We start from the raw sequence: 22,857 nt of genomic DNA, 5'->3' as shown, positions 1-22,857 counted from the left end.
CCTTTGTCGGAAACGGGCGTCGAAAGCGCGCCTGTTCATGAGGCAGCACCGGCCCGTCTTGACCTGCCAATCCTGACCTGGGGCGGCCTGCGCGGCGGCATTTCGGTCGCGCAGGCGCTGGGCCTGCCGGATGATGCGATACGGCCCGTCCTGCTGCCGGTCTGCTATGGCGTCGCGGTCTTTACCATCGTCGTGCAGGGGCTGACGATCAAACGCCTGGCGCGGGTTCTTTATCCGTCGGCCAGGTCCTGACCCGTCCGGGGTCCGAGACGCGTCAGGCGCGCGACCGCCGCGCGGCCATCGGCCAAGCGAACCACAGGCCGAACAGGACCGCCGCCACGGTGGCGGCCACGACCGTCCCGGCGGTGCGTGACATGGCGATACGCGCAACCACCACATAGCTGTCCCCGGTCAGGCCGAGCGCCAGTGGCACCAGGGCCGTGGCCGTGATGGTGCCGCCGATACGCAGAAACCGTTCGCTGTCCTCGCCTGCCCAGACGATGCGGTGCAGGGCGGCCGGCATGACCAGCAGGATCACGGCCGCCGCCACGCACAGCAGAGCGCCACCATGTACCAGGCGCGACAGGGCGGGCAATTTCTCGAACGCGGCCATCAGCACGATGACAAGCTGGAAACCCAGCAGCGCCTGCGCGCCCGGCAGGATCACCCGCCCCTCGGTCAGCATCTGTTCGATCCGGGCATGCAGCGGCGTGCATTCGCGCCGGTGCTGCTCCGTGCGTGCCATGTGACGTTCCGCGATGCCCAGATGCCGCTTCATCATCGCGCCCACCCCGTACCAACCGGCCAGGGCCAGAACGGTCACGCCCGCGCCGGCGGCCCCGCCTGCCCCGATATCGCCGCCCGACATGTGTTCCGTGGCGATCGCCACATCAAGACCGAAGGCGGCGGCGAACGGCAACAGCGCCAAGGCGGCCAGGGAGCCGATCAGCATGTGGATGTGCCCCGTGCTGCGTCCGTGCTCCGCGATGCGGTGGTAGGCGGACGGCGCGACCAGCAAGCCGATGGTCAGCAGCATCAGGCCCAGGGCGCCCGCCGCCATCACGCGGGCATGCGGCGGCAGCGCGTCGAACCGGTCCTCGAAGGCCGCCTGGTACTGGAAGCCGAGCAGGATCTGCGCGCCCAGGATCAGGGTGCGCGTTTCATCCAGCGCCGTCTTCACCCTGTCGTGCAGAGCCATGACCCATCCCCGGCGAGACTGCCAGGGGAGCTTACACCAAAGCCCGGCGGATTTGACCCACGGGACCGGAGCCCCGATCAGACGAGATCCCGGGGAATCCGCTGTTCCCATGTGCGGGAGAACACGAGCCTGTCGCCTTCCCACGCCTCCAGCGTCTCGCGGCAGTGGAAATGCGTAGCCGTCGAACGCATCAGGCTCCAGGCCCGCAGACGGGTCTTCCAGTCGCCGCGCTGATGGATCGCATTCGCCTCGGCCTCCATCTCGGCACTGTTGGGATCGTCCTCGCGGATCGTGCGGCGCGCGCGATAGGCGTAGCCGATCGTCATGCCGATCGCCTCGACCAGATGCGGATCCGGCGTGTTGGTGCCGGTGTTCAGGCTGAACACGCGCTGGCCGGCCGGTCCGCTGACGGTCACGTTCGCCAGCCTGTCGCCATAGGGCGCAGGCGGCAGGCCGGATTGGGCGTACCGGTCGGCCCAGACGGTGAAGGGCGGGGAAATGTCATCCCGGACCGGCCGCACGGGCAGATCCACCGACGAGGCGCCGGTGGTGATATGCAGGCTGCCCAGGCCGGGCGACGGCCAGGTGACGGGCCACCAGTTCTCGCTGACCGCGACGCGCAGGCGGCTGCCGGGCGCGAAGCGATGGCAGGTGAACAGCCCGTCCATCGTCACATCGTAATCATGCCCCGGTACCAGGGGACTCGGCGTCACGTGCCCGTCGCGATGCGTCAGGTTCAGCACCGCATGGCTGACCAGATGCGACCGGCCGTCCGGCGCCAGTTCGGTCAGGCGCACGAACAGTTTCGCGACCGGCCGGTCGGCGCGCACGCGGATACGGAAAACCGGCCGCCCCATCAGATCCAGCGGCGCGTCCAGCACGGCGGAATCGAAGGTCAGGCAGCCGGCGTCATCCCCGCTCTGCTCTCGCCACCAGCTTGTCGTGTCGCCGGACGAATAGGTCGTGGGCGTCGCGAAGCCGACCAGCAGGTCGGTGCGGTGTTCCCGCAGGACCCGCGCCCCCGCGGCGCGGCCCAGCCCGTCGGGGTTGAGGAACCAGGCCTGGCGTTCGATGCCGGCGCTGGGCCATTTGTCTTCGGATATCCATTCCCCCATCGCGTCACGCGGAAAGACGGCGCCCGCCGCCAGCCGTTGGCGAAAGGCCCAGAAGCGGGGTTCGTCCATGATGCCATTGGCCTCGCCCGCCAGCCAGTGACGCCACCACCGGGCCTCGACCGGCAGCCAGTCCAGGCCCGGGCCGGGCACGCCGTTCGCGGCCGGGGTCGGCGGCCCGCGGTGGCCCGGCGGATCGGGATAGCCGGGCCATTTATGCGTCCACGGCCCGATCAGCGCCTTCTGCGGCAGGGTGGGCGCGCCCTCCATCATCCGGACCGGGGCATCGACATAGCAATCCAGCATGCCGCCGACATGAAAGACCGCACAATGGACCGACCGGTAATCGGCGATGGACCCGTACTGCCATTTGTCGTCCAGGCGCTGGTGCCGCGTCCAGTCGATGGTCACCGCCCGCGCGGCCTCCAGCCTCTGCCGCCACAGCGCGCGCCAGCGATCGGCCCCCACCACTGTCGGGTCCGGCGGCGAACGCATCACCGCCTGCCATTCCATCGCCCAGTCGATCTGCGCCTGCAACAGGCAGCCGCCGCGATAATGGATGTCGTCCAGGTACCGCTGGTCGGTCCCGCAGGTCGAGACGATGGCCCGCAGCATCGGCGGATTCTTCGCCGCGGCCTGCAACCCGTCGAACGATCCGTAGGAAATACCGCGCATGCCGACCTGGCCGTTGCACCAGGGCTGCCGTGCGATCCAGGCCAGGACGGTCAGCGCGTCGCCCTGCTCGGCCGGCATGTATTCGTCGATGATGATGCCTTCGGAATCGCCCGTGCCGCGAATATCGACCCGGACCAGCGCAATACCGGCCCTGGCCAGCGCCGGCCCGGCGATGTCGTCGCGATAGCGGTAGCCGTCCCGCAGGCGATAGGGCAGATATTCCAGTACCGCACCGACCGGCCGGGCCTCGGCCCCCGCCGGCAGGAACAGCCGCGCGGCAAGGCGCGTGCCATCGGCCATCGGAATCCAGACCGTTTCCATCGCCCGGATGGCCGGATCGTCCAGCGCCACGGCCCAGTCGGTGCGGGCGGCGTCGGCGGCCGGATCGGACCGGGCCGGCCCCGCAACGGTCGTGGCCGCCACGCCGGCCGCGAGGCCCAGCACGGTGCGGCGGGTCGCGTCGTTCCTGTCGTTCATCTGTCGTGGGTGTCCAATGGTACCGGTTTCTGTTGTGATCGGGGTCCAGGACCTGAGGCCCTGGTGGGTTCGGGCGAAGCCGACCTGTCCAATGTGCCCGCTACCTCATCGGGTGATACCCGGCTCTGGCAGGACATCGGCCTCGCGCAAGCGCAATCCGTCCGTGTCCTGGACGCCCCGCCGGTAGAAAAACAGCAGGAGCGAGCAGACCAGGATCGCGACGGCGACGATCTGCTGCATATGGCCGCCATATCCGGCGGCGGCGGGATGCAGGAAGCCGACCCCGATCATGGCCAGGTTGAAGGCCACCAGGAGGATGGCGATCCCCGTCCAGATCCGCCCGCGACAGATCGCCGGCACCTGGTCCGGCCGATGCCGCCGCAGGATCATGAAACCGCCCAGCGCCAGGATCACCGACAGGATGTAGCCGATATTCCCCGCGAAGATGATGCCGGTGATATTGGCGATGAAGAACACGATGAAGATGTTGACCACAAGGTCCACCACCATGGCGCGGGCCGGCACGCCCCGCGCGTTCAGCCGGTCCAGCTGCCGCACGGTCAGTCCCCGTTCGGCCAGGCCGTGCAGCGCGCGGCTGGACCCGGCGATGGCCGAATTCATCGTCACGAACTGCGCCAGGCAGATCACCGCGATGAACACGCCGGTCAGCCCGTGGCCGATGATCCGGTCGACGACGGCGACGTAGAACCCGATCGGATCGTCGCCGATGGCCTGCTCCCCCACCACCGACGGCAGGACGACGCAGCTGAGCACCGCGACCAGGATCACGATCAGCGACGACACCACCAGGGCCCAGCGGATGTGATCGCGCGGATTATGGTATTCGGGCGCGAACGTCGCGCACAGTTCGGTGCCGTAGCTGGTCCAGGACGTGATGAAGGACCAGACCAGGAAGGCCTGCCACAGCGGCAGCCCGCCCGTCCCCTCGAAATGCCAGTGCAGGCGCGACAGGTCGATGGGCACCACGAAGAACGGACCGATCAGGCAGACCGCGCCCAGCAGGGCCAGCAGCACGCTGACGATACGATTGATGCGGGCCACCAGGGCGATACCCCGCACGTTCAGCACATAGACCAGCAGGATCATCGCCGCGGCGATGACGTGCGGCAAGCCGACCGCGCCGCCGCCCAGCGATATCGTCCCGGTCCAGGACGGAAACCATTCGGCCTGCGTCAGCCGCCCCACCTGCAACCCGCAGACCGCCAGCGTCACCGACCAGCCGGCCCAGTAGCCGAAGACGGCCAGCGCCCCCAGCGGGGTGGCGTATCGCCGCCAGGCCTCATGCGCGAAGACGCCGATCCCGCCCGACCGGTCGGGCAGCAGCAGCGCCAGTTCGGCATAGATCAGGTTCTGGACCAGCGCGACCAGGCTGGTGACGCACCAGACCGCCAGCGCGCCCCATGCCCCGATCGGCCCGATTTCCAATCCGATCAGGCAGAAGGTGGTCACCGGCGTGCCGATCGCCAGCATCACGCCGTCGCTCCAGCGCAGGGACCGGACGAAGCCGGTGGCGGTATGGGCTGTCACGATGCTGCCTCCCTGGAAACGGTTTCCTGACCCTGCGCGGACGACGGACACGCCTCGAACCATTCCAGTCGCGGCGTACTGCCTAGATGTCCCAGCCCGCCCGCAGCCCGTCCATGACCGCTTCCTCCGCCGTGCGGGGGGCCAGGCAGTCCCCGGCCATCCGGACATCCGCCACCAGTTCCCGCGCCACCCGCTCCAGCTCCGTTTCCGGCACATGGCCGCAGGCCAGCACCAGCGTGTCGATCCCCTCGACCACCACCGGCGCGCCCGTCACCGCATGTTGCAGGAACACGGTCGATCCATCGCAGCCATAGAAGCGCACCATCGGCGTGATGTCGATCTCCAGCCGGTACAGTTCGCCGATCGTATCGTCACGGACGTAGAACGGAAGCTGTTCGCCCGGATGGTGGCCGCTGGTTGCCAGGCGCACCTGCCGCCCCGCCAGGGCCAGGGACTCGGCCACGCCGGGGGCGATCCAGTCGCCGCGCCAATCGACCACCAGCACCCGCGCGCCGACGGGAACCGCATTGCGCAGCACCTGCCAGGCGTCCACGACCTGCATGTCCGCGCCCTCGGCGCCGGGCGGGACATAGGGGCGCGCGCCGGATGCCAGGATCAGGCTGTCCGGCCGTTCCTGCCGGATCAGATCCGCATCGACGCGCACGCCGGTCACGACCCGCGCGCCGCTGCGCGACAGTTCGTGCGCCAGATTGGTCACCAGGCCGCCGAATTCGGCCCGGCGCGGCAGCAACTGGGCCAGCAGCGCCTGCCCGCCCAGCCGGGGCCCGGCCTCGTACAGCGTCACGTCATGTCCGCGCCGGGCGGCGGTGATCGCGGCCTTCATCCCGGCCGGGCCCCCGCCCACGACCATCACCCGGCGCGGCGCGTCGGCGGGCGCGACGCGGCCATACTGGCGTTCGCGCCCGGTTTCGGGATGCTGGATGCAAGAAATCGGCAGGCCGCGATGGAAATGCCCGATACAGGCCTGGTTGCAGCCGATGCAGGCCCGGATATCGTCCAGCCGTCCCAGCGCCGTCTTCGCCGGCATTTCGGGGTCACAGATCATCGCCCGCGTCATGCCGCACATGTCGGCGGCGCCCGATTCCAGGATCTTCTCCGCCTCCTGCGGCTGGTTGACCCGGCCGTTGACGAAGACGGGGATATCCAGCGCCGCGCGGATCGGCACCGCATCGGGCGCGACATAGCCGGGCCTATAGGACATCGGCGGCACGATATGCACCGCGCCGCCATAGGATGCGGACGTGCCGGCCGTGACGTTCACATAATCCAGCAACGGTTCCAGATCGCGGCAGGCCGCCAGCACCTCGTCACCGGTCAGCCCGTCCTCGTCCCGCTCGCTGCCGCTGATGCGCATGCCGATGACGAAGCCGTCATGCGTACGCCGCCGCATCTCGGCCAGCGCCTCACGCGCGAAGCGCAGCCGGTTGTCCGGCGTGCCGCCATAGGCGTCGTCACGCAGGTTGACGCGGGGATTGAGGAACTGCGCCGGCAGGTAGCCATGGCTGGCGACGAATTCCACCCCGTCCAGGCCCGCCCGGCACAGCCGTTCGGCGGCCGCGCCGTAGCCCGCGACGATCTCGGCGATCAGTTCGGGATCGAGCGCGCGCGGCATGACGCGGAACCGGTCGCTGGGCACGACCGAGGGCGCATAGGCGACGGCCAGCAGGCCGTCGGCCGATTCCATGATCTCCCGGCCAGGATGGAACAGCTGCCCGAAGACGGCGCAGCCATGGGCATGGCAGGTCTCGGCCAGCCGGCGATAGCCGTCGATGCACCCGTCGTCGGTGGCCATCAGCATATGCGAGGTATAGCGCGCGGTTTCATGCACGCCCGCGACCTGCACCACGATCAGCCCGACGCCCCCACGCGCCCGGGCCTCGTGATACGCCACCAGCGTGTCGTTGACCCGGCCATCGGTCGGCATCGTCGTGTCATGCCCGGTGGACATGATCCGGTTCTTCAGGACCACGTCACGGATGCGCAAGGGCGCGAACAGATGCGAAAACGCCTGTGTCATCCTGGCTCCCCCGCGGCCGGACCGACGTCCCGGCCCTGCATGCTTCGCCAGCCTACCAGCGGCACGTCAAAATCGTCAATTAATGAGAACAATATTTTCTCATAGAGAAAACATTGTCTTTGGCTGACAGGTGCCGAGCCGCCTGGCGCCATCGGGAAAACGTGGAAGTCGACGGCATCTGGCATGGGAACGATACGTTCGACGACCCGACACGCAGGTACGAAGACGGCGTGGATGCCGTGCACAACTCCAGCAAGGTTGCGCAGGCGGCGGCCTGGCGGGCGGCTTCATTCATACCAACACATTCCAGTATGAGCTGCTGACCCATCATATCATTTCGGGCATGACGGTCGGCGGCCGGGCGGGTCCGGCCGAAGCCCGCGTCACCTTCACGGCTCCACGCGATCCCGTGCCGGCGCGATTCCGAATTCCGCCCGATAGGCACGCGAGAAATTCGATCGGCTTTCGAAACCGCACGCGTCGGCGATATCCACGATCGACAGGGCGGTTTCCCGCAGCAGGGTCCGTGCCCGCGCCAGGCGCAGCTTGCGGTGATGGGTCGCCGGTCCCCAGCCGTAATGCCGGCGGAACAGCCGTTCGACATGACGGGGGGAGCGACGGGCCAGGTCCGCAAGTTCCCCGGGCGTCACGCGCCGGTCGGCCACGCTTTCCATCCAGGCCGTCAGGCGCGCCAGCGTTCGGCCGCCGGCCGGCGCATCGCGCGGCGCGCGGCGGCGCTGCGGTTCGCCGGGCAGGCGGATCGCGGAATGAATGAACTGCTCCGCCACGCGGCGGGCCAGGCGGGGACCGTGCAGGCGGCCGATGCGATGCAGCATCAGATCGATCGATGCCGTCCCCCCCGCGCTGGTGAAGATGCGCCCGTGGTCCTCGAACAATTCGGTCGAGGGCGTGAGGTCGGGAAAGGCCTCGGCAAAGGCGGCGCAGACTTCCCAATGCATGGTGACCGGCACCTGATCGACCAGCCGCGCCTGGGCCAGGACGAACGCCCCGGTATCCAGCGCCCCGATTTCGATCCGCCGTGCCGCCAGCCTCCGCAACAGGCGCGGTAGGGCGGAGGAAATCTGCTTCAGCGGCTCGAACCCCGCCACGACGATCAGGCTGTCGAGGGCCGCCTCCGGCCCCAGCGGTGCGTCGGCCGCGACCTGCATCCCGTTCGATGCCGCAACCGGGCGGCCGTCCTCGGAAAATACCGTCCATTCGAACAGCTTTTCCTCGGCCAGGCGGTTGGCGACGCGCAACGGTTCGGCCGCGCACAGAAAGCCCAGCGCCGAAAAGCGGGGGATCAGCAGGAATCCGATGCGCACGACCATGCCGGCAGTCAAGCAGACGCAAAACGGCACATCAATGCCGGTTTTCGGCACACCTGCCCCGACCACACGGCCCTACGCTGCCGGTCATCCCGTCGCGACCAGGCCAGGGTGGCCTGACAGGTCGCGGCTCTGGCCGGAGTCCGAGCAGCCATCATGACCTCGAAACTGTTCATCACCTGCGCCGTCACCGGGTCCGGCGACACGGCGTCGCGCCATCCCGACCTGCCGATCACGCCGAAGCAGATCGCCGACGCCGCCATCGCGGCCGCCAAGGCCGGGGCCGCCATCGCCCATATCCATGTCCGCGATCCGAAGACCGGCGCCGCCGCCCGCGACATCGCGCTGTATCGCGAGGTCGTCGAGCGGATCCGGGATTCGGACACCGACGTCGTGATCAACCTGACGGCCGGCATGGGTGGCGACCTGGTCCTGCAACCCGGCGAAACGCCGTTGCCGCCGGTGGCCGGGTCGACCGACCTGGTGGGCCCGACAGAACGGCTGGCGCATGTCGCCGAACTGCTGCCCGAGATCTGCACGCTGGATTGCGGCAGCATGAATTTCTCGCTGGGCGACTACATCATGGTCAATACGCCGTCGCAGCTGCGCGCCATGGCGGCGCAGGTGCAGGCGCTGGGCGTCCGGCCGGAACTGGAGGTCTTCGATACCGGCCATCTGGTGTTCGTCAAGGACCTGCTGAAGGAAGGATTGCTGGACGCGCCGCTGATGATCCAGCTGTGCATGGGGGTGCCTTACGGCGCGCCCGACGACGTCCTGACCCTGCTGTCGATGGTCAACCAGCTGCCCCCGGGCACGATCTACAGCGCGTTTTCGCTGGGCCGCCATCAGCTGCCCTATGTCGGCCTGGCGCCGATGATCGGCCACAACATCCGCGTGGGCCTGGAGGACAATCTGTATCTGTCGCGCGGACAGTTCGCCAGCAATGCGGACCTGGTGAGCCGTGCCGTCACGACGCTGGAGGCGATGAACGTCGCGATCATGACGCCGCAGGAGGTCCGCGCCCACCTGAAACTGGTCAAGCGGGGCTGAACCATGACGCATGACACGATAGACGGCCACGGCGCGGCAGGCATCCGGCGCGCCGCCGTCGTCGGCGGCGGGGTGATCGGCGCGGGATGGGCCGCACGCTTCCTGCTGAACGGCATCGACGTCGCGTTCTACGACCCCAGCGACAGCGCCCGGGACCGGGCGCACGCCGTCCTGGCCATGGCGCGGAAGGCGTGGGCGCGGCTGTATCCCGGCAGCAGCGTGGCGGAAGGACATCTGGTTTTCGCGCCGACCCTGGCCGACGCGGTGCGCGACGCGGATTTCGTGCAGGAAAGCCTGCCGGAAATCGAGACGCTGAAACGTAACGTACTGGCGCAGATCGACGCCGCGGCGCCGGCGGACACGATCATCGGGTCGTCGACGTCCGGCCTGCTGCCCAGCCGGTTGCAGGCCGACATGCGCCATCCCGGCCGGCTGGTGGTCGGCCATCCGTTCAACCCGGTCTATCTGCTGCCGCTGGTCGAAATCTGCGGCGGCGACCAGACGACGGACGCCACCAGGGACCGCGCCGCCGCGTTCTATACGCGCATCGGCATGCAGGTGCTGCGCGTGCGCAAGGAAGTCGACGGCTTCATCGCCGACCGCCTGCTGGAGGCCCTGTGGCGCGAGGGGCTGTGGCTGATCGAGGAAGGCGTCGCCACGACGTCGGAGCTGGACGACGCCATCCGCTACAGCGCAGGGCTGCGCTGGGCGTTCATGGGCACTTTCCTGACCTATCGCCTGGCCGGCGGCGACGACGGCATGCGGCATTTCCTGCATCAGTTCGGACCGGCGCTGAAACTGCCCTGGACGAAGCTGGTGGCGCCCGAACTGACCGACGCGCTGATCGACCGGATCGCCACGCAGTCCGACGAACAGGCCGCCGGCACGTCGATCCGCACGCTGGAGGCCCTGCGCGACGACGCGCTGGTCCGCATCCTGAACGCCCTGTCGCAGGTCGGGCCGGACGGGTACGCGGCAGGCCGGACCCTGAATGATTTCCGCGCCGCGCGCGCCCTTGCGGATGCCTCCACGCCCGACCCCGACGGCCTGATCGTGTCGTACCAGGGCCACGTCCTGGACGAATGGATCGATTATAACGGGCATATGACAGAGCATCGCTATCTGCAGGTGTTCGGCGAGGCTACGGACCACGTGCTGGCCCTGATCGGCGCGGGCGACGCGTACGTCCGGGCGGGCCACAGCTTCTACACCGTCGAAAGCCATATCCGTCACCTGGGCCAGGTCCATGCCGGCGACGCGATCCGGGTCCGATCGCAGATCCTGGGCCATGACGCCAAGCGTCTGCATCTGTTCCATACCATGACCGGCGCCGACGGAACGACGGTGGCGACATCGGAACATATGCTGATCCATGTCGACGCGCAGAAGGGCGCCAGCGCCCCGATCCTGCCGGATGTGCAGGCGGCCGTCGCGGCGATCGGGGACGCGCATGCGGCGCTGCCGCGCCCGGCCGCCGCCGGTGGCAGCATCGGCATCCGCCCGAAAACCCCCTGACCCCGGGGCCGGACATGGGCCATGCGGCCTGATGGCCCATGTCCGCCCCCCTATCGCGCGGAGACCGCCATGGGCCGATATGCACGACATGCCCGATGCCTGCTGGCCGCGATGGCGATGGCCGCCCTGCCGGCGATCGCGCATGCCGCCCCGCTGGACGCCGCCGCCATCGCGCGGTTCGACGGACGCAAGCAGGCCGTAAAGCTGGACGACGGCATGACGATGTCCGTCATCGACATGGGGCCGCGCGACGGCATTCCGGTCATCCTGATCCATGGCTACACCGACAGTGCGCGCGACTGGCTGCCGATCGTGTCCGACCTGTCGCCACGCCTGCGCCTGATCATCCCCGACCTGCGCGGACATGGCGGATCGTCCAAGCCGGAATGCTGCTACACCGTCGTGGATTTCGCGTACGATCTGAAAAGACTGATGGATCGCCTGCATGTTTCGCGGGCGGATATCGTCGGACATTCGCTTGGCAGCATCGTCGCGCAATCCTTTGCCGAGACCTGGCCCGAGCGTACCGGCAAGGTGGTGCTGATTTCCTCGACGGGGGGCGAAAAGCCCTGCCCCACGGCCGCCGAACGACGGAACCGGCAGACGGGCATGGATTTCCGCACACCGATCCTGGCCCTGCGCGACCCGATCGATCCCGAGTCCGCATTCATGAAGGAATGGTGGTCGTCGCCGACGCCGGTCGACCCCGCATTCCTGGCGCGCCAGCGCGAAGACGCCGCCCGCATCCCGGCCAAGGTCTGGCTGGCGATCCTGGACCAGGGGCTGGCCAGTACGAACATCCAGGCCGGCCTGCCACGCCTGCGCGCGCCGACCCTGCTGATCTGGGGCGAGAAGGACCCGATCATGCTGCCCGAGGTCCGGCAGACGCTGATCGACGCCCTGCCGCAGGCCAAGCGCGCGATCTTCCCCGGCCTGGGCCACAATCCGTTCTGGGAGAAGCCCCGCGCGGTCGCGGACACGATCGACAGCTTCCTGCTGGCGCCGTGATCCATCAAATCATCGTTCAAGAATAAAAAAATATGATTTTCAGGCACAATTTCATTGCATCGGCGCGAAACGTCATGCGACGCTTCTGCCGCAATCCGGGGCCACACCGCCATGAATGAACTTGCGAAGATCAAGGTCACGTCCGATCCCGCCGATTCCAACAGCCTGCCGGGCTGGGTCTATCGCAATCCCGAAATCTATGAACGCGAACGGAACGAGATCTTCTTCCGTTCCTGGCAATATGCCGGATGGGTCGGCGACCTGAAGGCGCCGGGCGACTACATCACCGCGAACGTCCTGGACCAGAGCGTCATCATCCTGCGCGACCAGGACGGCAACCTGCGCGGGTTCCACAATGTCTGCCAGCATCGCGGGCATCAGCTTCTGTCCGGATGCGGGCACGTCAATACGATTTCCTGCCCGTACCACGCCTGGGTGTACCGGCTGGACGGGCATCTGCGCAACGCGCGCGGGGCGGAACGCCTGGCCAATTTCAACGCCGCGCAATTCGATCTGCGCCCGATCCGGGTCGAGCTGTTCGCGGACATGTTCGTGTTCTTCAACCTCGACATGAACGCCGTCCCGCTGGGCGAACTGGTCGGCGATCTGATGGCCGACGTGGTGGCCGAAATCCCGGAACTGAAGACCCTGGTCCGCACGCAGTCCGGCCCGGTGCAGCAGGACGGCAGCGTTCCCACCATGTTTCCCTGCCAGGCGAACTGGAAGATCGTGGTCGACAACTTCCTGGAATGCAATCACTGCCGCCCGTCGCACCCCGGCTTCTGCGACATCGTCGACATGAAGACCTATCGCACCTACGCCTCCGGCGAATGGTCGACGCAGAAGGGCCTGACCCGCGACGGCAGGAAGGTGCGGTTCTGGTGGCTGTTCCCCACCACCACGATCAGCGTGATCGACGACGCGGACGATTTCGCCTTTTCCATCGGCCCGTTCACCACGCCGGACGGGGTGGACCGCTCCCTTGCCGGCCATGTCGACCTGTATCGCAAGCCCGGAACGGATCTGACACGGCCACGCGGCGCGATTTTCGGGGCGATGACCGGGATCGAGGACCGCGCCCTATGCGAATCCGTCCACCGGGGCCTGGCGTCGATCGGGTATGATTCCGGCCGTATCATCTATGACGCCGAAGGATGTGAAACCACCGAAGTCGGTATTCATGCCTTCCACAAGCTGGTGGTCGACCGGCTGGGCCTGTGAGGCGGAGGTGCCGTCGCATGAAATCCGTCGCATGAAGAACGCACCGCCTGTTTCCCGAACCGTTTTCCCCAGGACCGTCCTAGGCAAGGCGGAAGTGCTGGTGGTCGTCCTGCTGGTGGCCATGATCTCGGTCATGACGATGTTGCCGCTGGGCGTGCATGACACGATGGACGTCGCCTCGGCCGGGGCGGGCGCGGAGGCGCGGACATCGACGCTGACGGATTGACCGCCCGGCCGGAGGAGCATCGGGCCGTCGGGCCGGCCGCCACCGACCGGCCTGGCCTGGCCGGCCACCCCTACAGCATCCTGTGCGTGCTGTGCCTGTTTTCCATGCTCGATTCCATCGACGAGGGCGGGTTGAGCCTGGTGATCGACCGCATCCGGCACGACCTGTCCCTGACCCATGTCGAGGTCAGCTTCATCCTCGGCTTCGCCAGCACCGCGATCACCAGCCTGCTCCTGCTGCCGGCGGGACTGCTGGTCGATTCCGTCAGCCGCAAGCGCCTGCTGTTCGGCATGGCGCTGGTCTGGTCGGGCATGTCGTTCATGAACGGCATCGCCAACGGGTTCTGGCGCCTGCTGTTCGCCCGCAGCGGTTCGGCCGCCGCCGACGCGATCCTGAAGCCCGGATCGCAGTCGATCCTGCGCGACGTCTTCCCGCCCGAACGACGCGGCCTGCCGTTCAGCCTGTACTGGGGCAGCTTTTCGCTGGGCAACGGCATCAGCTTCTATCTCAGCGGCAGCCTGATCCGCCTGGCGGACAGCGGGTTCTTCCGCGCCTGGCCGGTGGTGGGGCGCTTTCTTCCCTGGCAGATCGTGCTGGGGCTGCCGGGCATGTGCACGCTGCCGCTGGCGTTCGTGATCCTGCTGATCCGCGAACCCGCGCGCGAGGCCCGTGCCGCGACGGCCGGGGCGACGCTGGGCGACACGGTGCGCTTTATCCGGTCCTATTGGTGGCTGTACTGGCCGTCCTTCGCCTACAGCATCGTCTGGTCCATTCCCAACGCGGGCTACCTGTGGACGCCGACGGTCCTGACCGAAAGCTGGAAGATTCCGGAGGCCGATGTCGGCCACATGATCGGCCTGCTGGGCATCGTCATGAGCATCGCCGGCACGCTGGGCGGTGGCTGGCTGGTCGACGCCCTGTCGTCACGGGGCATCCGCGACGTGGCCATCCGCGTGTCGATCGTCGCCAGCGCACTGATGGCCTTTTTCCAGACGGCCATCCTGCATGTCTATCCGCCCTGGCAGGTCTTCAGCCTGATCAGCCTGATGTACGTCTTCCAGGGCACGATCAACGCGTCCTATTACGTGGCGATCGCGTCCGTGACGCCAGGACGGTTCATGGGCCGGATGTTCGCGCTGCAATTCATCTGCCTGAGCCTGCCCGGCGCGCTGGCGCCCACGCTGATCGCGATGACGGCGCGACATGTCCCGGCCCATGCGGCGATGGCATCGGCAGTGAATCTGAACGTCGGGTTCGGATCGGTCGTCTATCTGCTGCTGTTGCTGCTGTTTTCCTACCGGATCCATCGGTTCCGGCAGGGTGCAGCGGGGGACGCCCTGTCGCACGTATAGTCGGGCGCATGTGTGGTCGGGCGCCGCCTGAACCGGGCAAGGGCCTCGGCCCTTGCCCGGTTCGTTTCGTAGAGTCCTGACGTCCGGGGTTTCCAGAGGGACATGCCCTCTGGCGGGGTGCAAGGGCAGCGTCCTTGCGGAAACTTACCCCTCCGGTTCGCCGCTTTTCAGGAATGCCTCCAGCGAATCGTCCAATGCCTCCATCCACACCGTATGGTGGACGGGCGCCCGCTTCCCGGTCAGGGCCGAGACGTAGGACCGGTCGCGATAGGTCAGGATGCCCTCGGCCTTGTCGTGCTTCCATTCCTTGAAGGCGTCGGCGACATGATCGAGGTCGAAGGCCGGGTAATCCGTCCGCTCGATCAGGTCGCGCACATATTCCGTCTGGAAATCGATTTCCTCGTACGGGTTCGCGGCGGCCTCTTCCTTGCGCCGCCACAGCAGCGTGTCCTCGGTCATCGCCTCGGACGTCGGCAGGGTGATGCGTCCCATGATGACGTCGCGCGCGTACCAGGCCTGGGCGTCGAACATGTTGAACGTGTAGTACTGGTCCTGCATGCCCAGATAGAACAGGCGCGGATTGGCGATCCAGCACACCCCCTTGTAAAGGCCCAGCGGGTAGAGACGGTTGTTCGTCTGCAGCCGCAGGTCGTCCGGCAGGAACGGGAAATGGTGCCGGTATCCGGTGCACAGGACGATGGCATCGACGTCGCGGGTCGCGCCGTCGCTGAAATAGGCGGTCTTGCCCTCGACCTTCTGCAACAGCGGATGTTCCACGAACCCTTCGGGCCATTCGAACCCCATCGGGCGGCTGCGATAGGAGAACGTGACCGACTTGGCGCCGTACTTATAGCATTGCGTCCCGATATCCTCGGCGGAATAGGAGCTGCCGACCAGCAGGACGTCCTTGCCGGCGAATTCGTTGGCGTCGCGGAAATCGTGCGCGTGCAGGATTCGTCCGGGGAAGGACTGGAAGCCCGGGAAGTCCGGAACGTTCGGCACCGAGAAATGTCCCGACGCGACGATGACGTCGTCGAACAGCTCGGAATAGACGTGGCTTTTCGTCAGGTCCTCGACCGTGACGCGGAATTTGTCGAGGTCGCTCTTCCATTCCACCCCGCGAACCGGGCAGCGGAAACGGATATAGTCGCGCAGCCCCCCCTTGCTGATCCGCCCGGTGATGTAATCGTACAGGACCGCGCGCGGCGGGTAGGAGGGAATGGGACGGCCGAAATGTTCCTCGAAGGAATAATCGGCAAATTCCAGGCATTCCTTGGGGCCGTTCGACCACAGGAAGCGATACATGCTGCCATGGACGGGCTCGCCATGCTCATCCAGCCCGGTGCGCCAGGTGTAGTTCCACAACCCGCCCCAATCGTCCTGCTTTTCGAAGCACACGATTTCGGGAATCTCGGCCCCCTTCTGCCGGGCGGATTCGAAGGCCCGCAAGGCGGCAAGACCGCTGGGCCCGGCACCGATGATCGCAACGCGCTTGGTCATGGGTTATTCCTTCCGTTCACAATAAGAAATGAGGCATTCAGAATGCTGTTTGAAAATATGGGCTGGTGAGCGAGATCGGCCCTGACAGCCGTGAGCGCCGGAGCGCAGGAAACGCGCGTCGGATCGCCACCGGACCACATCTGCAAACGGCCTTTCAGGATCGGACCCGGGTCTTCTGCGGGTCGTAGGCGGGGAACGGGGCCACCTGGGCCGCGATGCGTTTCTGCTGGCCGTCCAGCTTGCCGATTTCAACCGCCTGGCCGACGGTGGCGATCCCGGCATCCAGTTGCGCCAGGGCGATGGTCCGTTTCAGGATCGGCGAGCGCGTGGCGCTGGTCACCACGCCGACGCGGGCACGACCGACATAGACCGGGTCGCCATGGCCCACCGTTTCGTTGCCCGCAACATCCAGCCCGACCAGGCGACGGCGCGGGGCCTCGCGCCGCTGGCGCAGGATATCCTGCCCGACATAGGCCTCGTCCTTGGCGGCGGGGACGGTGAAGCCGATCCCGGCCTCGAACGGATCGGTTTCCGAGCAGAATTCGTACTGCGCGAAGACCAGCCCGGCCTCGATCCGCAGCCAGTCCAGCGCGTCCAGCCCGATCGGGGCCAGGCCGTGCGGCTGACCGGCCGCCCATACGGCGTCCCATACGGCGGGCGCATGGTCGGGATGGCACCAGATTTCATATCCCAGTTCGCCGGTATAGCCCGTCCGCGATACCAGGACCGGAATGCCCTGGGCATCGCCGATCCGCCCGATGGTGAAGCGGAACCATTTCAGGTCGGCCAGCGCGGTCTGGTGCGGCGGGGTCCAGATCAGGCCCGACAGGATCTCGCGGCTTTTCGGTCCCTGGACGGCCAGGTTGTGCAACTGGTCGGTCGAGGACCGCACGGTCGCCGCCAGCCCCCGCGCGCGTGCCAGGTCGCGCAACCACTGGCCGCAGAAATCGTCCCCGCAGACCCAGCGGAACGCCTGCGGCCCCATCCGGAACACGGTGCCGTCGTCCAGCATGCCGCCGTGGGGGTAGCACATGGCGGTATAGACCACCTGTCCGACCGCCAGCTTGCGCATGTCGCGGGTGACGGCGTACTGCATCAGCGCCTCGGCGTCCGGGCCGACGATCTCGAACTTGCGCAGGGCCGACAGGTCCATGACGCAGGCGCGTTCGCGGCACGCCCAATATTCGGCGACGGGCCCGTACCCGTCGAACGAGGACGGCAGCCAGAATCCCCGATATTCGACGAACCGCGCCGTCAGGGCCTGCGTGCGCGTATGAAATCCCGTTTCTCGGGAAAAGACCGGGGGGGCATCGGGGGTCATGCGATGGGCGATCCCTCTGGCAAAGGCGTGATGTCCGTCATAGATCCGCACATGGATGTCCGTCGGCTGCCATCCGTTGGCAGGATCGATGTCGTCGGCGCAGGACGAAGCGGCGCAGACCAGGTCGGTCAGCGCGCGCAGCAGCACATAATCGCCGGGGCGCGACCAGGGCTCGTCCATCGTGATGGTGCCGCAGGGCGCGACATTGGTGTTGTAGAAGAAATTGATCGCCGGCCATGCCGCGCGCGGCGCAATGCCGTGACCGGCCAGGGCCGCGTTGAAATTGTCGGTGCAGTTCGCATGGCCGGGATAGCCCGCGTCCTCGTAATAGCGTGGTGCGCAGGCCATCAGGAACGCGTCGTGGCGGCCGACCGTATCCTGCACGACCTCGACCAGCGGGCGCAGCCGCGCGTCGAGAAATTTGGCATGCAGGCCAGGCAGAGGCATCGCCAGGCCCATCACCGTCCGCGTCGCGGTGGCGTCCAGGCCAAACTCCTCGCCCTCCGCCAGGGCGGCGGCGTCGAACGCCAGGAAATCGGAACATTGCCGGCCGGCGACGTCGATGATCTGGATATAATCGCCCTTGCGGACACGAAACGCCCGTGCGCTGGCAGCCGGTACGCGCACGTCCTCCAGCGGCGGGGCCAGCGGGTCTGGCAGGCGGTCGCCTGCCGGGCCGGCGCCGTGGAGTGTCACGTCCAGCGCCGTGGGCGGGCTGTTCTGGCCGGGTTCCATCCGCCCCCCCGGCGCCGCCAGCAGCAAGGTGCCCGCCCGCGCGACATGCAGCACCGCCGTGGCCCCTTCCGGGGCGTCGTCGGCAAACAGGACATGTCCGACGCAGGCGCCGCCGGCCGTCCCGCCGATGGCACGGTCCCAGGCGGCGCGGGCATCCGCCAGGGCATCGGCCAGGCCGCCGGACGGCGGGACGTCCGTCGCCGTCCCGTCGATGGAAACCATGTCGGGGGCGGCCAGCAGAAGGCCGGGCTGCCCTCCGTCCCGATTGACGACCTCGACCCTGTCGCCCGCGCGCACGCCCAGGAACCGGTGGTGGCCGCCCGCCACGACCAGTCGGTCGAAAAATACCCGTTCGGCAGGATCAATCAGCAGCACGGACCCGGTTCCCCGTCTGTTACGTAGCCGATCCTAGAGGGGCGAGGCCGGCATGGACAACGATGACGCTTGGTACCATTGCGGGGAGAAATCGGGCGAATTCGTCTATTTTTCGTTCATCTGCCCATTGTTTGAACATATATTCCCTGGATCGTCCCCGCCGGACCCGCCCCGGGGGGCAAGGGAATTCCAGCGCAGGAAACGGGATGCGTGGATGCGGTGCAGGCCCCATGGTCCATCCCACGACCATGGCAGCAGACGAGGACAGGAACATGCTGGCAGAGACATGCACCGCCGGGACGACAGACAGCATGACGGAACGCGATCCGCGCTGGGCCCGCATCGTTGCGCGGGACCCGTCCGCCGACGGCGCGTTCTGGTATTCGGTCGCGACCACGGGCGTTTATTGCCGGCCGTCCTGCCCGTCGCGGACGGCGAAAGCGGCCCATGTGCGCCTGCACGACACGCAGGCGGACGCGCGGGCGGCAGGCTTCCGGCCCTGCCTGCGCTGCCGCCCCGACGACGCGCCCCGCGCGGTGCGGAACGCGGCGATCGTCGCCGCGGCCTGCCGGACCATCGATCAGGCGGAGGACCTGCCGTCACTGGACGACCTGGCCGGCGCGGCGGGGTTGAGCCCCGCCTATTTCCACCGGATGTTCAAGGCCGAAACCGGCCTGACGCCGCGCGATTATGCCGTGGCACGACGCGGCGCGCGCCTGCGCCGGGGCCTGGCGGACGCCCCGACCGTCACCGCCGCGATCTTCGATGCCGGGTACGGGTCCAGCAGCCGGTTCTACGACGCGGCCGAGAACCTGCTGGGCATGACGCCAAGCGCCTATCGGAACGGCGGGGCGGGCCAGACCCTGCGGTTCGCCATCGGCCAGTGTTCGCTGGGCGCGCTGCTGGTCGCCAGCAGCGACAGGGGGGTCTGCGCCATCACGCTGGGCGACGATCCGGAGGCGCTGGTCCGCGACCTGCAGGACCGGTTTCCCAAGGCGAACCTGACCGGCGGCGATGCGGCATATGACGCCCTGGTGGCGCGGGTCGTGGGCTTTGTCGAGGCCCCGCGGCTGGGGCTGGACCTGCCGCTGGACATTCGCGGGACGGCGTTCCAGCACCGGGTCTGGACCGCGCTGCGCGCCATTCCCCCCGGCCGGACCGCGACCTACGCCCAGATTGCGCGGCAGATCGGCGCGCCGGGGGCGGTGCGCGCGGTGGCCGGGGCGTGCGCGGCCAATGCGCTGGCCGTCGCCATCCCCTGCCACCGCGTGGTCCGCACGGACGGGTCGCTGTCGGGCTATCGCTGGGGCGTCGCCCGCAAACGCGCCCTGATCGCGCGCGAGGCATCGGCATGATGCAGGACAGCCTGCCCTTTGCCGCCCCGCCCCCGCCGGACAGGGAACCGGGACCGGACTGGTCCCACGTCGCCGCCGCCCTGGATGCGCGCGGCTGGGCCTGCCTGCCGGGGATGCTGGCGCCCGCCGACGCCGACGCGATCGCCGGCCTGTATGACCGCCCGGATGGATTCCGGTCGCGGGTGGTGATGGAACGGCACGGGTTCGGGCGCGGTGAATACAGATATTTCGCCTACCCGCTCCCGCCCCTGGTGGAAACATTGCGCAGGACGCTCTATCCGCCGCTGGCGGCCATTGCCAATGGATGGCATGCCCGCATGGGACTGGCGGCCCGCTTTCCCGCCCGCCATGCCGATTTCATCGCGACCTGCCATGCGGCCGGGCAATGCCGCCCCACGCCGCTGCTGCTGCGATACGGACCGGGCGATTATAACTGCCTGCACCAGGACCTGTACGGCGCGCAGGTCTTTCCCCTTCAGGTCGCCATCCTGCTGTCGCGCCCGGACGACGATTTCACCGGCGGCGCCTTCATCCTGACGGAACAGCGACCGCGCATGCAGTCCCGCGCCGATGTCGTGCCGCTGGACAAGGGCGATGCGGTGATCTTCGCGGTCAACCACCGGCCCGTGCAGGGGACGCGCGGCCCCTACCGGGTGGCGATGCGCCACGGCGTCGGCACCGTCCGGTCGGGCCTGCGCCACACGCTGGGGATCATCTTCCACGATGCCGCCTGATCCCGTCCCGCCCGGCCATCCGTCGTTCGACCTGTTCACCGCACCGCGCGACCATGTGCTGGCGCCCGGGGCGATGGTGCTGGGCGGCTTCGCACGGAACGACGCGCCGGCGCTGCTGGCGGCCATCGATCACATCGCGGCCGCGGCGCCGTTCCGCCGCATGACGACGCCGGGTGGACGCACGATGTCGGTCGCCATGACTAATTGCGGGCAGGCCGGCTGGATATCGGACCGGTCGGGCTATCGCTACACGCCGGTCGATCCCGCGACCGGCCGCCCCTGGCCGGCCCTGCCCGTCCTCTTTTCCGCCCTGGCCGCGCAGGCGGCGGCACAGGCGGGGTTCGCAGGCTTCCAGCCCGATGCCTGCCTGATCAACCGCTACGATCCCGGCACCCGCCTGACCCTGCACCAGGACAGGAACGAACGGGATTTCGACCGGCCCATCGTGTCGGTCTCGCTGGGCCTACCGGCCCTGTTCCTGTGGGGCGGTCCCGCGCGGACGGACCGGGTGCGGCGCATCCCGCTGGAACATGGGGACGTCGTGGTCTGGGGCGGGCCGGCCCGCCTGACCTATCACGGCATCCATACGCTGGCCGACGGAATCCATCCCCTGACCGGGCGCACGCGCCTGAACCTGACTTTCCGGCTGGCGCGATAGAGGCGAATCACGTTCAGATCGCAGGCCTGACGGCGTGGGGATGCTCGATGAAATAATGATCCGGAGCCCGGATGGACATCGGCGGCGGCGGCACCTATGCACGCCCGATGTCATCGACCGCCCCGAAAACTCCCCTCAGGAACCGTACCTGGATCGGCATCGATTTCGGCACGACCAACAGCGTCGTGGTCATCGCCGAACCGGACGGGCGCACGCGCACCGCGCGCTTTTCCTTCCCCGGCCACCCGGACGCCGACACCTGCCGCACGCTGCTGTGCCTGTGGCAGGAAGAGGTGCGCGGCCGCCTGGCGGTGCATGAGGCGATCGGCCCCGCCGCGATCGACGCCTATCTGGACGACCCGGCGGAAAGCCGGCTGATCATGTCCATGAAGTCGTACCTGGCGCAGAGTTCGTTCCGCGAGACCCGGCTGCTGGGGCGCCGGCTGACGCTGGAGATGCTGGTCGGCCAGTTCCTGGCCTGCCTGATGCGCGAAATCGGAATCGACCCGGCCGAGGTCAGCGCCACCGTCGGCCGGCCCGTCCGCTTCGCCGGAGAAATGCCCGACGATGCGTTCGGCGAGCAGCGCCTGCGCGACGGCTTCGCCGCGGCGGGCTTCGGCGGCATCGCCGTGGCGCTGGAACCCGAGGCCGCCGGCTGGCGCTTCGCCCAGCGCCTGGACGCGCCGGCCACCATCCTGGTCGGGGATTTCGGCGGCGGCACCAGCGATTTTTCGGTCCTGCGCTTCGACCCCGGCGACACGCGCCGCGCGGTGCCGCTGGGCCATGCCGGCGTCGGTATCGCCGGGGACCAGTTCGATTACCGCATCATCGACAATGTGGTCTCGCCCTGCCTGGGACGCGACAGCACCTATCGCGTGATGGGCGGCGAACCGCTGCCGGTTCCCATCGAATGGTACGCCAGCCTGGCGCGCTGGCATCGCCTGTCGCTGATGCGCACGCCGCAGACGCTGCGCGCCATCGCCGACGTCACGCGCACCGCATCGGAACCGGACCGGCTGCGGGCGCTGTCGAACCTGATCGAGGACCAGCAGGGCCAGGCGCTGTATCGCGCGGTCGGGGCCGCGAAAAGCGCGCTGTCCACCGCCGACAGCACCATCCTGCGCTTCGCGCACAAGGACATCCGCATCGAACGCGCGATCACCCGCGCGGAATTCGAAGGCTGGATCGCCCCCGACCTGGCGCAGTTCGATGACGCGGTGTCGGCGGCGCTGGACAGGGCAAACCTGGCGGCCGGCGAGATCGACCGGGTGTTCCTGACCGGCGGCACGTCCTTCGTGCCGGCCGTGCGGGCCCTGTTCGTCGACCGGTTCGGCGCGGACCGCGTCGATACGGGCGGCGAATTCGTCTCGGTTGCCGAGGGCCTGGCCCTGATGGGCGGTCACTGACCCGCGGGATTTGCCAACCCGGCCC

17 protein-coding genes and 1 pseudogene are annotated in these 22,857 nt (G+C 68.1%); 11 read left to right on the top strand and 7 right to left on the bottom strand.

Annotated elements, in window-relative coordinates; all coding sequences use genetic code 11:
- Positions 1-63 precede the first annotated feature (63 nt).
- Positions 64-252: pseudogene (locus HLH28_RS00555) on the top strand (cation:proton antiporter); the annotation flags it as partial.
- Positions 253-274: 22 nt separating this feature from the next.
- Here HLH28_RS00555 and HLH28_RS00550 read toward each other — a convergent pair.
- From HLH28_RS00550 to HLH28_RS00530, 5 genes are all read right to left on the bottom strand, one after another.
- Positions 275-1,198, bottom strand: a complete 924-nt coding sequence (locus HLH28_RS00550; protein WP_182953123.1) for a DUF6328 family protein — start codon at positions 1,196-1,198, stop codon at positions 275-277.
- A 77-nt stretch (positions 1,199-1,275) separates the two neighbouring features.
- Positions 1,276-3,462 (bottom strand): CocE/NonD family hydrolase, encoded by a 2,187-nt coding sequence (locus HLH28_RS00545; RefSeq protein ID WP_182953121.1) that lies wholly within the window; start codon positions 3,460-3,462, stop codon positions 1,276-1,278.
- 105 nt (positions 3,463-3,567) lie between these two features.
- The gene (locus tag HLH28_RS00540) at positions 3,568-5,010 is read right to left on the bottom strand and encodes an amino acid permease (protein ID WP_182953120.1); all 1,443 of its coding nucleotides are present in this window, start codon (positions 5,008-5,010) and stop codon (positions 3,568-3,570) included.
- A gap of 82 nt (positions 5,011-5,092) precedes the next feature.
- Positions 5,093-7,048, bottom strand: coding sequence for an oxidoreductase (locus HLH28_RS00535; RefSeq protein WP_182953118.1), 1,956 nt, complete (start codon positions 7,046-7,048; stop codon positions 5,093-5,095).
- 389 nt (positions 7,049-7,437) lie between these two features.
- Positions 7,438-8,379 (bottom strand): GlxA family transcriptional regulator, encoded by a 942-nt coding sequence (locus tag HLH28_RS00530; protein ID WP_182953116.1) that lies wholly within the window; start codon positions 8,377-8,379, stop codon positions 7,438-7,440.
- A gap of 153 nt (positions 8,380-8,532) precedes the next feature.
- On the opposite strand from HLH28_RS00530, the gene HLH28_RS00525 reads away from it, so the two are divergent.
- The 6 genes from HLH28_RS00525 (at position 8,533) to HLH28_RS00500 (ending at position 14,748) form a co-directional block, all read left to right on the top strand.
- Positions 8,533-9,426, top strand: a complete 894-nt coding sequence (locus HLH28_RS00525) for a BKACE family enzyme (RefSeq protein WP_182953114.1) — start codon at positions 8,533-8,535, stop codon at positions 9,424-9,426.
- Between the two features lie 3 nt (positions 9,427-9,429).
- Positions 9,430-10,941, top strand: a complete 1,512-nt coding sequence (locus HLH28_RS00520) for a carnitine 3-dehydrogenase (RefSeq protein ID WP_182953112.1) — start codon at positions 9,430-9,432, stop codon at positions 10,939-10,941.
- Positions 10,942-11,010: 69 nt separating this feature from the next.
- Positions 11,011-11,949 carry an alpha/beta fold hydrolase gene (locus HLH28_RS00515; protein WP_182953110.1) on the top strand — a complete coding sequence of 313 codons (939 nt, stop codon included), beginning with the start codon at positions 11,011-11,013 and terminating at the stop codon, positions 11,947-11,949.
- 111 nt (positions 11,950-12,060) lie between these two features.
- On the top strand, positions 12,061-13,170 hold the full coding sequence (locus HLH28_RS00510; RefSeq protein ID WP_182953108.1) for an aromatic ring-hydroxylating oxygenase subunit alpha: 1,110 nt from the start codon (positions 12,061-12,063) through the stop codon (positions 13,168-13,170).
- A gap of 31 nt (positions 13,171-13,201) precedes the next feature.
- Positions 13,202-13,396 (top strand): hypothetical protein, encoded by a 195-nt coding sequence (locus tag HLH28_RS00505; protein WP_182953106.1) that lies wholly within the window; start codon positions 13,202-13,204, stop codon positions 13,394-13,396.
- The gene (locus HLH28_RS00500; protein WP_182953104.1) at positions 13,393-14,748 is read left to right on the top strand and encodes an MFS transporter; all 1,356 of its coding nucleotides are present in this window, start codon (positions 13,393-13,395) and stop codon (positions 14,746-14,748) included. Before HLH28_RS00505 ends, HLH28_RS00500 begins: the two co-directional genes overlap by 4 nt.
- A 144-nt stretch (positions 14,749-14,892) precedes the next feature.
- Here the strand turns inward: HLH28_RS00500 and HLH28_RS00495 are convergent, their stop codons facing one another.
- Positions 14,893-16,248, bottom strand: a complete 1,356-nt coding sequence (locus HLH28_RS00495; protein ID WP_182953102.1) for an NAD(P)-binding domain-containing protein — start codon at positions 16,246-16,248, stop codon at positions 14,893-14,895.
- 154 nt (positions 16,249-16,402) lie between these two features.
- Complete coding sequence (locus HLH28_RS00490) at positions 16,403-18,679, bottom strand: DUF1989 domain-containing protein (protein ID WP_338029623.1); 2,277 nt, start codon at positions 18,677-18,679, stop codon at positions 16,403-16,405.
- 272 nt (positions 18,680-18,951) lie between these two features.
- On the opposite strand from HLH28_RS00490, the gene ada reads away from it, so the two are divergent.
- The 4 genes from ada to HLH28_RS00470 all read left to right on the top strand — a co-directional run bounded on the left by ada (position 18,952) and on the right by HLH28_RS00470 (position 22,832).
- Positions 18,952-20,034 (top strand): bifunctional DNA-binding transcriptional regulator/O6-methylguanine-DNA methyltransferase Ada, encoded by a 1,083-nt coding sequence (gene ada, locus HLH28_RS00485; RefSeq protein WP_182953100.1) that lies wholly within the window; start codon positions 18,952-18,954, stop codon positions 20,032-20,034.
- Positions 20,031-20,768 carry a 2OG-Fe(II) oxygenase gene (locus HLH28_RS00480; RefSeq protein ID WP_246395562.1) on the top strand — a complete coding sequence of 246 codons (738 nt, stop codon included), beginning with the start codon at positions 20,031-20,033 and terminating at the stop codon, positions 20,766-20,768. The genes ada and HLH28_RS00480 overlap by 4 nt, the downstream gene beginning before the upstream one ends.
- The gene (gene alkB, locus HLH28_RS00475) at positions 20,758-21,426 is read left to right on the top strand and encodes a DNA oxidative demethylase AlkB (RefSeq protein WP_182953098.1); all 669 of its coding nucleotides are present in this window, start codon (positions 20,758-20,760) and stop codon (positions 21,424-21,426) included. Before HLH28_RS00480 ends, alkB begins: the two co-directional genes overlap by 11 nt.
- A 107-nt stretch (positions 21,427-21,533) precedes the next feature.
- Positions 21,534-22,832 (top strand): Hsp70 family protein, encoded by a 1,299-nt coding sequence (locus HLH28_RS00470; RefSeq protein WP_182953797.1) that lies wholly within the window; start codon positions 21,534-21,536, stop codon positions 22,830-22,832.
- Positions 22,833-22,857 lie beyond the last annotated feature (25 nt).

Source organism: Gluconacetobacter tumulisoli (assembly GCF_014174155.1).
In the GTDB taxonomy this organism is placed as follows: Bacteria; Pseudomonadota; Alphaproteobacteria; order Acetobacterales; family Acetobacteraceae; genus Gluconacetobacter; species Gluconacetobacter tumulisoli.
The sequence above is the reverse complement of the archived record's forward strand: the minus strand, read 5'-3'. Positions and strand labels throughout refer to the sequence as shown.

Excerpts from the sequence above, each read along its gene's own strand:
- HLH28_RS00550 (WP_182953123.1), bottom strand. The coding sequence starts at position 1,198 with ATGGCTCTGCACGACAGGGTGAAGACGGCGCTGGATGAAACGCGCACC.
- HLH28_RS00545 (WP_182953121.1), bottom strand. The coding sequence starts at position 3,462 with ATGAACGACAGGAACGACGCGACCCGCCGCACCGTGCTGGGCCTCGCG.
- HLH28_RS00535 (WP_182953118.1), bottom strand. The coding sequence starts at position 7,048 with ATGACACAGGCGTTTTCGCATCTGTTCGCGCCCTTGCGCATCCGTGAC.
- HLH28_RS00530 (WP_182953116.1), bottom strand. The coding sequence starts at position 8,379 with ATGGTCGTGCGCATCGGATTCCTGCTGATCCCCCGCTTTTCGGCGCTG.
- HLH28_RS00525 (WP_182953114.1), top strand. The coding sequence starts at position 8,533 with ATGACCTCGAAACTGTTCATCACCTGCGCCGTCACCGGGTCCGGCGAC.
- HLH28_RS00520 (WP_182953112.1), top strand. The coding sequence starts at position 9,430 with ATGACGCATGACACGATAGACGGCCACGGCGCGGCAGGCATCCGGCGC.
- HLH28_RS00515 (WP_182953110.1), top strand. The coding sequence starts at position 11,011 with ATGGGCCGATATGCACGACATGCCCGATGCCTGCTGGCCGCGATGGCG.
- HLH28_RS00510 (WP_182953108.1), top strand. The coding sequence starts at position 12,061 with ATGAATGAACTTGCGAAGATCAAGGTCACGTCCGATCCCGCCGATTCC.
- HLH28_RS00505 (WP_182953106.1), top strand. The coding sequence starts at position 13,202 with ATGAAGAACGCACCGCCTGTTTCCCGAACCGTTTTCCCCAGGACCGTC.
- HLH28_RS00495 (WP_182953102.1), bottom strand. The coding sequence starts at position 16,248 with ATGACCAAGCGCGTTGCGATCATCGGTGCCGGGCCCAGCGGTCTTGCC.
- ada (WP_182953100.1), top strand. The coding sequence starts at position 18,952 with ATGCTGGCAGAGACATGCACCGCCGGGACGACAGACAGCATGACGGAA.
- HLH28_RS00480 (WP_246395562.1), top strand. The coding sequence starts at position 20,031 with ATGATGCAGGACAGCCTGCCCTTTGCCGCCCCGCCCCCGCCGGACAGG.
- alkB (WP_182953098.1), top strand. The coding sequence starts at position 20,758 with ATGCCGCCTGATCCCGTCCCGCCCGGCCATCCGTCGTTCGACCTGTTC.
- HLH28_RS00470 (WP_182953797.1), top strand. The coding sequence starts at position 21,534 with ATGTCATCGACCGCCCCGAAAACTCCCCTCAGGAACCGTACCTGGATC.